The organism is Lysinibacillus sp. CD3-6 (assembly GCF_006351725.2).
GTDB lineage: Bacteria > Bacillota > Bacilli > Bacillales_A > Planococcaceae > Lysinibacillus.
Genome location: NZ_CP085880.1, coordinates 4244590 through 4258894, shown reverse-complemented (window position 1 = coordinate 4258894; position 14305 = coordinate 4244590). Strand labels below are relative to the sequence as shown.

At 40.2% G+C, this 14305-nt stretch carries 12 protein-coding genes; 11 read left to right on the top strand and 1 reads right to left on the bottom strand.

All coding sequences use genetic code 11. From position 1 onward, the window contains the following. The first annotated feature begins 4 nt into the window (after nt 1-4). The 10 genes from purB to purD all read left to right on the top strand — a co-directional run bounded on the left by purB (nt 5) and on the right by purD (nt 11696). On the top strand, nt 5-1300 hold the full coding sequence (purB, locus tag FH508_RS21140; protein ID WP_173479658.1) for an adenylosuccinate lyase: 1296 nt from the start codon (nt 5-7) through the stop codon (nt 1298-1300). 127 nt (nt 1301-1427) lie between these two features. After that, a complete protein-coding gene (purC, locus tag FH508_RS21135) occupies nt 1428-2138 on the top strand; it encodes a phosphoribosylaminoimidazolesuccinocarboxamide synthase (protein WP_173479657.1) in 711 nt (236 codons plus the stop codon). A gap of 2 nt (nt 2139-2140) precedes the next feature. After that, nucleotides 2141-2389, top strand: a complete 249-nt coding sequence (gene purS / locus FH508_RS21130) for a phosphoribosylformylglycinamidine synthase subunit PurS (RefSeq protein ID WP_024364458.1) — start codon at nt 2141-2143, stop codon at nt 2387-2389. Between the two features lie 2 nt (nt 2390-2391). Continuing rightward, on the top strand, nt 2392-3075 hold the full coding sequence (gene purQ, locus FH508_RS21125) for a phosphoribosylformylglycinamidine synthase subunit PurQ (protein WP_173479656.1): 684 nt from the start codon (nt 2392-2394) through the stop codon (nt 3073-3075). After that, entirely contained in the window at nt 3062-5296 is a 2235-nt protein-coding gene (gene purL, locus FH508_RS21120; RefSeq protein ID WP_173479655.1) for a phosphoribosylformylglycinamidine synthase subunit PurL, read from the top strand. Before purQ ends, purL begins: the two co-directional genes overlap by 14 nt. Continuing rightward, the gene (gene purF, locus FH508_RS21115; protein WP_173479654.1) at nt 5272-6696 is read left to right on the top strand and encodes an amidophosphoribosyltransferase; all 1425 of its coding nucleotides are present in this window, start codon (nt 5272-5274) and stop codon (nt 6694-6696) included. The genes purL and purF overlap by 25 nt, the downstream gene beginning before the upstream one ends. Nucleotides 6697-6875: 179 nt before the next feature. Then, the gene (gene purM / locus FH508_RS21110) at nt 6876-7931 is read left to right on the top strand and encodes a phosphoribosylformylglycinamidine cyclo-ligase (RefSeq protein WP_173479653.1); all 1056 of its coding nucleotides are present in this window, start codon (nt 6876-6878) and stop codon (nt 7929-7931) included. Continuing rightward, nucleotides 7931-8500 carry a phosphoribosylglycinamide formyltransferase gene (purN, locus tag FH508_RS21105; protein WP_173479652.1) on the top strand — a complete coding sequence of 190 codons (570 nt, stop codon included), beginning with the start codon at nt 7931-7933 and terminating at the stop codon, nt 8498-8500. The genes purM and purN overlap by 1 nt, the downstream gene beginning before the upstream one ends. A gap of 183 nt (nt 8501-8683) precedes the next feature. Further along, nucleotides 8684-10210: a bifunctional phosphoribosylaminoimidazolecarboxamide formyltransferase/IMP cyclohydrolase gene (gene purH, locus FH508_RS21100; protein ID WP_173479651.1), complete on the top strand. Its 1527-nt coding sequence runs from the start codon at nt 8684-8686 to the stop codon at nt 10208-10210. Nucleotides 10211-10439: 229 nt separating this feature from the next. Beyond that, entirely contained in the window at nt 10440-11696 is a 1257-nt protein-coding gene (gene purD / locus FH508_RS21095) for a phosphoribosylamine--glycine ligase (protein ID WP_173479650.1), read from the top strand. Nucleotides 11697-11788: 92 nt separating this feature from the next. Here purD and FH508_RS21090 read toward each other — a convergent pair whose 3' ends face one another. Further along, nucleotides 11789-12250, bottom strand: coding sequence for a YgaP-like transmembrane domain (locus FH508_RS21090; protein WP_173479649.1), 462 nt, complete (start codon nt 12248-12250; stop codon nt 11789-11791). 311 nt (nt 12251-12561) lie between these two features. Here FH508_RS21090 and FH508_RS21085 point away from each other — a divergent pair, with 311 nt between their 5' ends. After that, nucleotides 12562-14283, top strand: coding sequence for an adenine deaminase C-terminal domain-containing protein (locus tag FH508_RS21085; protein WP_173479648.1), 1722 nt, complete (start codon nt 12562-12564; stop codon nt 14281-14283). Nucleotides 14284-14305 lie beyond the last annotated feature (22 nt).

Below are 14305 nucleotides of genomic sequence, written 5' to 3'. Positions count from 1 at the left end.
AGCGATGATTGAACGTTACACAAGACCTGAGATGGGTGCAATTTGGACAGAACAAAATAAATACCAAGCTTGGCTAGAGGTTGAAATTTTAGCATGTGAGGCTTGGGCAGAGATTGGCGATATTCCAAAAGATGATGTGGCTAAAATTCGCGAAAATGCTTCATTTGATGTAAATCGTATTTTAGAAATTGAGAAAGAGACACGTCACGATGTAGTTGCCTTTACACGTGCTGTATCTGAAACACTAGGCGAGGAACGTAAATGGGTACACTACGGTTTAACTTCAACAGACGTTGTGGACACAGCCCTTTCTTATATAATTAAACAAGCAAATACTATTTTAAGAAAAGATATTGTGAATTTTATTGATATTATTGCCGCAAAAGCAAAAGAGCATAAGCATACCGTTATGATGGGCCGTACACATGGCGTGCACGCTGAACCAACAACATTCGGTTTAAAATTAGGTTTATGGTACGAAGAGATGAAGCGTAACCTAGAACGCTTTGATGCTGCTGCAGCTGTAATTGAAACAGGTAAGATGTCTGGCGCTGTTGGCACATATGCAAATATTGATCCACGTGTTGAACAATATGTTTGTGACAAATTAGGGCTTGCTGCATCGCCAATTTCTACGCAAACATTACAGCGTGATCGACATGCACAGTATTTAGGTGCTCTTGCATTAATTGCAACATCTATCGAAAAGTTCGCAACGGAAATTCGTGGTTTGCAAAAATCTGAAACGAGAGAAGTAGAAGAAGCTTTTGCAAAAGGCCAAAAGGGTTCATCTGCTATGCCGCATAAACGTAATCCAATCGGCTCTGAGAATATGGTTGGTATGTCACGTTTAATGCGTGGTTACATGGTGACAGCTTATGAAAACGTAGCATTATGGCATGAGCGTGATATTTCACATTCATCTGCTGAGCGCGTGATTTTACCAGATGCAACAATTACATTGAACTATATGTTAAATCGCTTCGGTAACATCGTGAAAAATTTAACAGTATTCCCTGAAAACATGAAACGTAATATGGGTCGTACATTTGGACTGATTTACTCTCAACGTATCTTATTAGCACTAATCGATAAAGGATTAGTACGTGAGGAAGCGTATGATACAGTACAGCCATTAGCGATGCAGGCGTGGGACGAGCAAGTGCAATTCCGTACGTTAGTCGATGCAAGTGAGAAAATCACTTCATACTTATCGAAGGAAGAGCTTGATGAGTGCTTTGATTACAACTACCACTTACAACATGTAGACATGATTTTTGAACGTCTTGGACTTAACTAACCGTATTGAATTGATAGACAGTTAGTGCCACGACGGATGTTACGGATTTTGAATCATATTGTAGATTCAAAATCCATAACATCAATACGTCGAGGCGTATTTCATAATAATCTGGGGGAATGACGACATGACGAATGACCAACTTTTGTATGAAGGTAAAGCCAAAAAACTATATGCAACAGAAGAGCCTACTATCCTTTTAGTAGAATACAAGGATAGTGCAACTGCCTTTAATGGTGAGAAAAAAGAAGAAATTGAAGGCAAAGGCGTGTTAAATAACCGCATTACTTCGTTAATTTTCGAAAAATTAAAAGCAAACGGAATTGCGTCACATTTCGTAAAACAATTATCTGCTACAGAACAACTAGTGAAAAAGGTTGATATTATTCCAATTGAGGTTGTTGTACGTAATATTGCGGCGGGGAGCTTAGCAAAACGTCTTGGCCTAGAAGAAGGCACACTATTAAAACGTCCGATCGTTGAATTTTATTATAAGGATGATGCGTTAGGCGATCCATTTATTACGACAGAGCATATTGATGTACTTAACCTGGCAACACCAGAAGAAGTGACGGCAATGTATAACGGAGCATTAGCTGTTAACAAAGTATTGCAACCAATTTTCGCTGATGTCGATGTTACACTAATAGACTTCAAGCTAGAATTTGGACGTGATACAAATGGAGATGTTTTACTGGCAGATGAAATCTCACCAGATACGTGCAGACTTTGGGATACAAAAACAAAGCAAAAGTTGGACAAAGATGTCTTTCGTCGAGACCTTGGTAATTTAACTGAAGTATATACTATTATTCTTTCTAGACTCGGAGGCAAATAACAATGAAAAAAGTTAAAATTTACGTAACATTACGTGAGAGTATTCTAGATCCACAAGGTTCAGCAGTACAAGGTTCTTTAGCAAAAATGGGCTATGGTGAAGTAGAAGATTTACGTATCGGTAAATATCTTGAACTAACTGTCGGAGATTCAGCGCGTGATATAGATACTCTAGTTAAAGAAATGTGTGAAAAAGTTTTAACGAATGTAGTAATTGAGGACTACCGTTACGAAGTCGAGGAGGCTAACTAATCATGAAATTCGCAGTACTCGTATTCCCTGGGTCAAACTGTGACATCGATATGTATCATGCGATTAAAGACGAACTAGGTGAAGAAGTAGAATATGTATGGCACACAGAATCAGATTTAAGTGGCTTTGACGGTATTTTAGTACCTGGAGGTTTCTCTTACGGCGACTACTTACGTTGTGGCGCTATGGCAAACCAATCAAACATTATGGCGGAAGTTAAAAAAGCAGCAGATGCTGGTAAGCCCGTATTAGGCGTTTGTAACGGCTTCCAAATTCTTACTGAGGCAGGATTATTGCCAGGTGCTTTACTTCGCAATAAAAATCTGAAATTCATGTGTCGTACTATACAGCTTAAAGTTGAAAACAACAATACATTATTCACAAATCAATATGAGCAAGGTCAAGTAATTAATATTCCAATCGCACATGGTGAAGGCAACTACTACTGTGATGAGGAAACATTACAAAAACTAAAAGATAACAATCAAATCGTGTTCACATACTCAGGAGAAAATCCAAACGGTTCTTTAGAAGATATCGCAGGGATTATTAACGAGCGCGGCAATGTATTAGGAATGATGCCTCACCCAGAAAGAGCTGTCGATACACTAGTGGGCGGAGCAGACGGTCTAGCAGTATTTAAATCAATTGTGAAGCAGTGGAGGGAAAATCATGTCAACAACTAAGTTTGAGCCAACAGCACAGCAAATTAAAGATGAAAAGCTATACGCTGGAATGGGGATGTCAGACGAAGAATTTGCAATGGTAGAAGGTATTTTAGGCCGTTTACCAAACTGGACAGAGACTGGTCTTTTCTCAGTAATGTGGTCTGAACACTGCTCATACAAAAATTCAAAACCAGTTTTACGTAAATTCCCTACAAAAGGACCTCAAGTATTACAAGGTCCTGGTGAAGGAGCAGGTATTGTCGATATTGGTGATGAGCAAGCAGTTGTATTTAAAATGGAGTCACATAACCACCCTTCAGCAATTGAGCCTTATCAAGGTGCAGCAACAGGTGTAGGCGGCATTATTCGTGACGTTTTCTCAATGGGTGCACGACCAATTGCAATGCTGAATTCACTACGCTTTGGTGAGTTGAAATCAGCACGTGGTAAGTACTTATTTGAAGAAGTTGTTGCTGGTATTGCTGGATATGGTAACTGTATCGGGATTCCAACTGTTGGGGGCGAAATTCAATTCGACCCATGCTACGAAGGAAACCCACTAGTGAACGCAATGTGTGTTGGTTTAATAGACCACAAAGATATTCAACGCGGTATTGCTGCAGGTGTAGGAAATACAGTGATGTACGTAGGTGCAAAAACTGGTCGTGATGGAATTCATGGTGCGACATTTGCATCTGAAGAATTAACTGAGGAATCAGAAAACCAACGTCCAGCTGTGCAAGTAGGGGACCCATTTATGGAAAAACTACTACTTGAAGCTTGCTTAGAAGTTGTTAAGTCTGATGCTCTAGTTGGTATTCAAGATATGGGTGCTGCGGGTCTTACTTCTTCGTCAGCAGAGATGGCTTCAAAAGCTGGCTCTGGTGTAGAAATGAACCTAGATTTAGTACCGCAACGTGAAACAGGGATGACTGCTTACGAGATGATGCTATCTGAGTCTCAAGAACGTATGTTATTAGTTGTGAAAAAAGGTCGCGAAGATGAAATTAAAGCGATTTTCGATAAATATGATTTAGATGCAGTAGCAATTGGTGTCGTGACAGACGATAAAATGCTTCGATTACTTCACAACGGTGAAGTTGTAGCAAATGTACCAGCAGATGCACTAGCAGAAGATGCGCCAGTTTACCATAAGCCATCTGCAGAGCCTGCATACTACGCACAGTTCCAAGCAATGGACAACGCTGAACCAGCTGTAACAGATTATAAAGCAACGTTAAACGCTCTTTTAAAAGCACCGACAATTGCTTCAAAAGAATGGGTTTATGATCAATATGATTATCAAGTACGTACATCAACAGTTGTAGCACCTGGATCAGATGCTGCAGTTATCCGTGTGCGTGGTACAAACAAAGGCCTTGCAATGACTACAGACTGTAACTCTCGCTACATTTATCTTGATCCTGAAGTGGGCGGTGCCATTGCAGTAGCTGAAGCGGCTCGTAACATTGTAGCAACGGGTGGTACCCCACTTGCCATTACGGACTGCTTAAACTTCGGTAATCCAGAAAAGCCAGAGATTTTCTGGCAAATCGAAAAATCTGCTGATGGTATTTCTGCTGCTTGTACAGCATTAAATGCACCAGTAATCGGTGGGAACGTATCTCTTTATAACGAACGTTCAGGAGAAGCGGTTTACCCAACACCAACAATTGGTATGGTAGGTCTAATTGAAGATTTAGCACATGTAACAACACAAGATGTAAAAGTGGCAGGCGATGTCGTATTCGTTATTGGTGAAACAAAAACGGAATTCGGTGGCTCTGAGCTTCAAAAGCTAGTAAATAACGGTGTGATTTCAGGAAAAGCGCCATCTATCGACTTAGCGGTGGAGGCAGCCCGCCAACAAGCATTGCTGAAAGCGATTAAAGCGGGACTTGTACAATCTGCGCATGACGTAGCGGAGGGTGGACTTGCCGTAGCACTTGCAGAAACTACGTTTGGAGCGCAAGGTCTTGGTATTGATGTAACGTTAACAGGTTCTGCAACAACGGCTCTATTCAGTGAAACACAGTCCCGTTTTGTTGTAACAGTCAAAGAAGAACATGCTGCTGCATTTGTAGAAACAGTAGAAAGTGCACTAAAAATCGGTGTCGTAACGAACGATGCGCTTGTTAAAATCAACGGGGACAACGGTGTGCTTGTAGAAGGTACAGTGGAGGAATTCCGTTCTAATTGGAAAGGAGCAATCCCATGCTTGCTGAACTCAGAGGCTTAAACGAAGAATGTGGGGTGTTTGGTATTTGGGGCAACCCAAGTCCAGCACACCTTAGTTATTACGGGCTTCATGCTCTTCAACACCGTGGACAAGAAGGTGCTGGTATCGTCGTTTCTGACGGTCTTCACCTTCGCGCGGTGAAAGGCGAAGGATTAGTAAATGATGTTTTCAATGAAGAGAAATTAAAAGCAGTGGACGGCAAAGCCGCCATTGCGCATGTTCGTTATACGACTGCTGGTGGTGGCGGTATTGAAAATGTACAGCCATTACTATTTCATTCATCAACAGGTAGCCTTTCCATTGCTCATAACGGTAACTTAGTCAATGCGACACACTTAAAGCAGTATTTAGAGCGACAAGGAAGTATTTTTCACTCAAGCTCAGATACAGAAGTGTTAGCGCATCTTATTAAGAAAAGCTCGCATTCACCTTTCAGAGCAAAGGTGAAAAATGCCCTTTCATTACTAAAGGGTGCGTATTCGTTCTTAATTATGACAAAAGATGAAATGCTTGTTGCGCGTGATCCACATGGTTTACGTCCATTATCTCTTGGTAAACTAGGAGATGGATGGGTTGTTGCTTCTGAAACTTGTGCGTTTGATTTAATAGGGGCAGAGTTTGTTCGTTCTGTGGAACCAGGGGAATTATTAATCATAAACGATGAAGGTGTAAAATCAGACCGTTTTGCTAATATGGAAAATCGCGCAATGTGTGCGATGGAATATGTATACTTAGCACGTCCTGATTCTGATATTGATGGCATTAATGTGCATATGGCACGTAAACGTATGGGGAAACAACTTGCACGTGAATGTGCACATATTGAAGCGGATGTCGTAACAGGTGTACCTGATTCAAGTATTTCTGCGGCTATTGGCTTTGCTGAAGAAAGTGGTATTCCGTATGAGTTAGGGTTAATTAAAAACCGTTATGTTGGCCGTACGTTTATTCAACCGACGCAAGAATTACGTGAACGCGGAGTGAAAATGAAGCTTTCGCCTGTTGTTCAAGTTGTGAAAGGAAAACGTGTGGTGATGGTGGATGACTCGATTGTTCGTGGTACAACATCACGTCGTATTGTCAAAATGCTAAAAGATGCAGGTGCAGCTGAGGTACATGTAGTAATTTCTTCTCCGCCAATGACTGACCCTTGTTATTACGGTATTGATACTTCGACACATGAAGAGTTAATTGCTTCAAGCCATAATGTGGATGAAATACGAGATGCGATTGGTGCTGATTCACTAACATTCCTTTCAGTTGAAGGTATGGTGGAAACAATCGCACGTCCATTTGAGGATGAAAATAAAGGTCTTTGCCTAGCATGCTTTACAAGCAAATACCCGACTGAAATTTTCCCAGATACAATCTTACCGCACGAAAAAGAACTTTTACGCTAAGTGTATGTTCATCAATGAAATTTTGTCGGACTGCCCATAGTTATTCGGTGGGTATCCGCTAAGAATGGAATGACATGGAGGAAGGATTGCTATTCCTTGCTGGATGTTGAACAGGCACATATCCTCTACTATTAAAAGTAATGGATTGTTGCGTATATAATTTAAAGGAGGATCTCTGCATGTCAAAGGCATATGAACAAGCAGGTGTAAATATTGAAGCAGGCTACGAAGCTGTAAAACGAATGAAGTCTCACGTTGAACGGACGAATCGACTAGGTGTGATGGGTACGTTTGGTGGCTTTGGTGGTATGTTTGACTTGTCAGAACTAAATCTTAAAGAACCTGTTCTTATTTCAGGTACAGATGGTGTTGGCACAAAATTAAAATTAGCATTTATGGTAGACAAGCACGATACAATTGGCGTGGACTGTGTTGCTATGTGTGTAAATGATATCGTAGCACAAGGTGCAGAACCACTTTACTTTTTAGATTATGTGGCACTTGGTAAAGCAGAGCCAGCAAAAATCGAACAAATCGTAAAAGGTGTTGCAGATGGCTGTGTGCAATCTGGTGCTGCCTTAATCGGTGGTGAGACAGCTGAAATGCCTGGTCTTTATGAAGAAGATGAATACGATTTAGCAGGATTCGCTGTAGGCGCTTGTGAAAAATCAGCAATTGTCACTGGTGACAATATTGTCGAAGGTGACGTGCTTATTGGTTTAGCGTCAAGTGGTGTCCATTCAAACGGCTATTCATTAGTACGTAAAATCGTTTTTGCCGACAACGGCTATGCAGTAGACGCAGTTGTTGATGGCTTTGAAGATTTAGGTCCAATCGGTGAAGCACTTCTAGTACCAACTAAGCTATATGCAAAACCAGTGCTTGCAGCATTAAAAGCAGCTGACGTTCATGGTTGCGCACATGTAACAGGTGGCGGCTTCTATGAAAACCTACCACGTATGATGCCAGAAGGATTAGCAACAGAAATTGACTTAGGCTCTTGGCCAGTTCTTCGCATTTTCGAATTTTTAAAGGAAAAAGGTCAGCTTGAAGACAAGGATTTATACAATGTCTTCAATATGGGTATTGGTTTCGTGTTAGCTGTACCAGCAGCAGAAGCAGATAAAGTAATTGCTACAGCTGAAGCAAATGGTGAAAAAGCATACAAAATCGGTCGCGTTGTGAAAGGCGAGGGCGTTGTATTTAACGGCTCACATGATGGGAGCTTAGTGTAATGACTGCACCAGTTAAAATTGCCGTATTTGCATCAGGGAGCGGCAGTAATTTTCAAGCTATACAAGAAGCGATTGAACGTGGAGAACTACATGCAAAAGTTGAGCTCGTTGTAACAGATAAGCCCGCTGCATTTGTTGTGACACGTGCTCAACAATTTGGTATCCCAGTACTCGCTTTAAGTCCGAAACAATTTGCATCGAAAGTAGAGTACGAGACTGCTATTATTGAAGCTTTACGTGAATGTGGAGTGCAGTGGATTGTACTTGCAGGGTATATGCGTTTAATTAGTGAAGTGTTGTTGGCGGCATATCCAAAGCATATTGTTAATATTCATCCTTCGCTTTTACCATCCTTCCCAGGAAAAGATGCGATTGGTCAAGCAATCGAGCATGGTGTTAAGGTGACGGGTGTTACGGTGCATTTTGTGGATGAAGGCATGGATACAGGGCCAATTATTGCGCAAGCTGCTGTTGCTGTGATCGAAGGCAATCGCGAGGCAACAGAAACGGCTATTCATAAAGAAGAGCATGTACTATATACAAAGGCATTACAGCAATTATTAAAGTAGATTGGCAGGTAGTTAGGTCTGGCTTATTGAACGGGAACGCGAATGACTCCCGTAAGATTCGTTCCAATCATGATGAACTCCGCTCAAGTAGAATGAGTCATTCAATTTGCACCTAACTCCGCTAAATCAAGTTGGCTAGATATTTTCGTGGCTAAACACGAGACAAATTAGGAGGATTTCGTTGTGACAAAACGTGCATTAATCAGTGTTTCCAATAAAGATGGTATTTTAGAATTTGCAAAAGAATTAGTGGCATTAGGTTATGAAATTTTATCAACTGGTGGTACAAAAAAAATGTTACAGGACAATGATGTCGCAGTAACAGCAGTGGATGAAGTAACAAAATTCCCAGAAATTTTAGATGGTCGTGTGAAAACGTTAAATCCAATGATTCACGGTGGACTATTAGGGAAATTTGATGATGCTTCACATCAAGCACAAATGAACGAGCACGGCATTGAACCAATTGAAATTGTGTGTGTTAATCTTTATCCGTTCGTTGAAACAATTTCAAAGCCTAATGTAACATGGGATGATGCCATCGAAAATATTGATATTGGTGGACCGACTATGCTACGTTCTGCTGCTAAAAACCATCAATACGTAACAGTTATTGTAGATAGCAATGACTATGCAACTGTATTAGAAGAATTGAAAGCAACTGGCGCGACAACGATTGAAACACGTCGTAAGCTAGCTGCAAAAGTTTTCCGTCACACGGCAGCTTATGATTCGTATATTTCGAATCATTTAACTGAAGAAGCATTCCCTGAAAGCTTAACGCTTACTTACGAGTTAAAACAAAATTTACGTTATGGCGAAAATCCTCATCAAAAAGCAGCATTTTATCAAAAACGTCTCGGTTCTGATTTCTCTTTAGCGTACGCAACGCAATTACATGGGAAAGAATTATCATATAATAACATCCAAGATGGGAACGCAGCACTTCAAATCGTAAAAGAGTTCGAAATGCCTGCAGCTGTTGCGGTGAAACATATGAATCCTTGTGGTGTTGGTACAGGCGTAACACTAGAAGAAGCTTTTGACAAAGCATATGCAGCAGATTCTACGTCTATCTTTGGTGGCATTATTGCATTAAATATGGAAGTAGATGCGGCAACAGCAGAAAAGCTAAGTCATATTTTCTTAGAAATTATTATTGCACCTGCTTTCTCTCAAGAAGCATTAGCCATTTTAACACAGAAGAAAAACATTCGTTTATTAACAATTCCATTTGAGCAAGCTAAAAAAGACCAATTTAACGTTGTCTCTGTTGAAGGTGGTTTACTAGTACAAGAGCCAGACAGCTACGGCTTTGCAGACGCTGACATTAAAGTAGTGACAGACAGAGAACCGACTGAGGAAGAATGGGAAGCATTACAGCTTGGATGGTCTGTAGTGAAACATGTGAAATCCAATGCAATTGTTGTAACGGATTCGCACATGACATTAGGTGTTGGTGCTGGCCAAATGAACCGCGTAGGTGCGGCGAAAATCGCCTTTGAGCAAGCGGGTGATAAGGCGAAAGGTGCATCTCTAGCATCGGATGCATTCTTCCCTATGAGTGATACTGTAGAAGCTGCACACGCGGCAGGTATTACTGCAATAATTCAACCAGGTGGCTCTATTAAAGACCAAGATTCGATCGATAAAGCAAATGAATACGGAATTGCAATGGTATTTACAGGCGTACGTCACTTCAAGCATTAATATTGAATTTGCAATTATAAACAAATCAAAAGAAAAAAGGTCTGTCCTAATAGGGAAAATAGTATACTGGACGTGTTTCTAGTATGCTATTTTTCATATCCACGTAAATGTCGATTAAACTAGCTATTGGCAAGTGCTATGCAGTGGAAAGCGAAGTGGGCTTTGCTAGAAAGATGATAGAGCGACATAGAAGACAGCCTTTACTCTTAAAGAGGAGGATTCACTAATTATGAACGTATTAGTTATAGGAAGTGGCGGTCGTGAGCATGCAATTGCCAAACAATTTAGCATTTCTCCGTCCGTCGAGAAAGTATTCGTTGCACCAGGCAATGACGGTATGCGACAAGATGTAGAGGTTGTAGCAATTGATACAATGGACTTTGCAGGTCTTGTACAATTTGCAAAAGAAAATGCAATAGATTTAACATTTGTTGGTCCAGAGCAACCACTGGCAGAAGGCATCGTAGATTTCTTTACTCAACGTGGTCTACGAGCATTTGGTCCGACAAAGGCAGCAGCGCAAATTGAAAGTAGCAAATCATATGCAAAAGATATTATGAATAAATATAATATCCCAACAGCAGCACATGCAACGTTCACAGAAGCGGAAGAAGCAATTCACTATATTCAAGCACAGGGAGCACCAATCGTTGTAAAAGCAGATGGCTTAGCAGCTGGTAAAGGTGTTGTTGTAGCGATGACAGAAGCAGAAGCGATTGAAGCAGTGCAAGATATGATTGGTAATCAACGTTTCGGTGAGTCTTCATCTCGTGTTGTCATTGAAGAATTCCTTGATGGTGAAGAGTTCTCCTTTATGTCCTTTGTCCATAAGGGTCAAATTTATCCAATGGTTATTGCCCAAGATCATAAACGTGCATATGACGGCGATAAAGGACCAAATACAGGGGGAATGGGTGCATATTCACCTGTACCACAAATTTCACAGGATGTAGTTGATGTAGCATATCAAACAGTCGTTGAACCTACTATTAAAGGGATGGAAGCAGATGGGGTATCATTTACGGGTATTTTATATGCAGGTCTTATTTTAACGAAGAGCGGACCTAAAGTAATTGAGTTCAATGCTCGTTTTGGTGACCCAGAAACACAGGTCGTATTACCACGTATGCAATCTGACTTTGGTGCATTTATGAGCGCATTAATGGATGAAAAACCATTTGATTTGCAATGGTCAAACGACGCTATGTTAGGTGTTGTTATTGCTGCTGAAGGCTATCCTGGTGATGTAGTAAAAGGAAATGCTTTACCGAACTTAGAAGCATTATCTGCTTCACATGCAGTCTACCATGCAGGTACGAAGCTAGTAGATGAAAAGTTTGTAGGGAATGGCGGACGAGTTTTACTAGTCGCTGCCAAAGCATCGACATTACAAGAAGCACAAGAAAAGGTTTATGCTGGTATCGCAACAGCTGAATGGGATAACTTCTTCTACCGTAAAGATATCGGCTGGCGTACATTTAAATAACAATTTTACCTGAAGAAATTATTTTTCATAGACATATCGTTTCTCTAAAAAAGTAAGGAGCCGTCTCATGTGGATTGAGACGGCTTCTTTGACTAAGAAGGATTTTGTGCTTTATTTGTAGAATTTTTACTGTCCGAGGAATTTTGTGTTGATGTGCTGGTGTCAGAAGCATTAAAACTTGCTGTCATATCTGACGCATTTCCAGTAATAGCAGAGGAGAAATCCTTCATTAGCTTATTGATTTGTTCAGAAGACATAGGATTTTGCTCAGAAGACATAGAATTCTGTCCTGAAGACATAGAATTTTGTCCACTGAACATACTTTGCATAGAGGTATTCATGGCACTTTCCACATTTGTGCTCAACATTGCCTTTGAAGGACAATACTTAAAAATACCTTCAGCCATTTTCATGGCTCCTAATGCAATCATAAGTCGTCCTTTCATACAGCTAGGATTTCTAGATACCTTAGCGATACCGAATGCCGTCATACTTGTCCCAAGGGCAAAGCGGCAAAAGGCATTTTTATCACTTAGATTAGCTTGTTGCATCATATAATTTCCTCCTTTAGTCATAGTGGAAAAAATAAAGCGGGGTGCACTTTGCTTTATGAAAGTGCTGTGTTACGATTGAAACAAGATGATTGCATAAAGCAGCATTATTTTATCCTCTTTTAGTAGATAAAATAAAAGAGGATATAAGGCACGGATTTTGAAAGGCGTCAATTAACGAGTCCTATTCAAAATGCGAATCATCATGCAAAAGACGCAATGAAATCAAATAAGCGTTTATGCAATAGTAGTATGTGAATTCAAGTAGGATTTACACAATGAAATTTTACGCAAATTAGGAAGGAGCGATATACATGGATCCGACATGGAGAATTTCGCAATTGCGTCAACATATAGCTGTTATAGATGGCAAAAAATCGCCTAGTATTGTCTTAAAAAATGCGCGTTATTTACATAGCATGTTAAAGCAATGGGTGATAGGTAATATATGGATTTTGGGAGACCGTATTGTTTATGCGGGGGAAAGAATGCCTCCTTTAACCGAAGGCACAGAAATTATTGATTGTACACATAAAACGATTGTTCCAGGTTATATTGAACCTCATGTTCATCCGTTCCAGTTGTACCATCCACAGTCCTTTGCTGATTTTTGTGGGCAACTAGGTACGACCACTTTTATCTCTGATAATTTAAGTTTTGTATTATCTTTAGAGAACAAGAAAGCGTTTTCAATATTAGATGAGCTAAAGAAATTACCGTTCTCTTTTTATTGGTGGACGCGTTTTGACTCACAGACTGAAATGGAACAGGAAGAAGAGATTTTTTCAAATACGTCTATTTTAGAATGGTTACAACGTGATGATGTACTGTTAGGTGGCGAGCTAACTGGTTGGCCTAAATTGTTGCATGGTGATGATTTAATGCTATATCGCATGCAAATGGCTAAGGCACATGGCAAAAAAATTGAAGGCCATTTCCCTGGTGCTTCAGAACGCACTTTAGCGCGTATGAAATTACTTGGTGCAGATGGCGACCATGAAGCGATGACAGTGGAAGAAGTAGAAAGACGGATTATGCAAGGATTTGCAGTAACGCTTCGTCATTCTTCGATTCGTCCTGATTTACCGAATCTATTAAAAGGAATCGTAGAAAAACAACTACCTATTTTCGACCATTTAATGATGACAACGGATGGCTCAACACCTTCATTCCATCAAGATGGCGTAATGGATAAATGTATTCAAGTCGCTTTAGATGCAGGCGTAGCACCAATCGATGCCTACCAAATGGCATCATATAATGTAGCGCGTTATTACAATATGTCAAACTTACATGGCTTTATTGCGACTGGTCGCTTTGCCTCTCTAAATATTTTACAAGATGAATGGCATCCAGTTCCAGAAAGTGTACTGTCAAAAGGCGTATGGTTAAAACGTGATGGCGAACGAGTGCATCGCTTTAATGCAATTGATTATAAAGCAATTCCATCATTTAATTTGGATTTTTCACTAACTTCCCACGACTTCCAATTTTCAATGCCTTTTGGAATTGAATTAGTAAACGATGTTATTACCAAGCCTTATAATTCGTTAATCACTAGAGAAGGGCAGCTTGCAAGCCATGATGAAAGTTATTTAATGCTCATTAACCGAAGTGGTAACTGGCATGTTAATACGATGATTAAAGGATTTGCAACAAATGTTCAAGGCTTTGCATCGTCCTATTCAAACACAGGAGATATTTTGCTCATCGGGAAAAATAAAGACGATATGCTTAAAGCGTTTGAAGAGATGAAGGCATTGGGTGGAGGTATTGTCCTTGTAGAAAAAGGAGAAGTAGTAGCATCCATTCCACTTACAATTGGTGGTCTTCTATATCAAGGAGATATGGAGGAGCTTACAGTAAAAGAGCTTGCCTTAAAGCAAGCATTAGCAGAACGAGGCTATCGTTTAGGCGACGCCATTTATACTTTACTGTTTTTACAATCTACGCATTTACCATATATTCGAATTACACCGAAAGGAATTTTCGATGTAATGAAGAATAAATTATTATTACCTGCAGTTATGCGTTAGGTTTAGTAGCATATTTTTTATT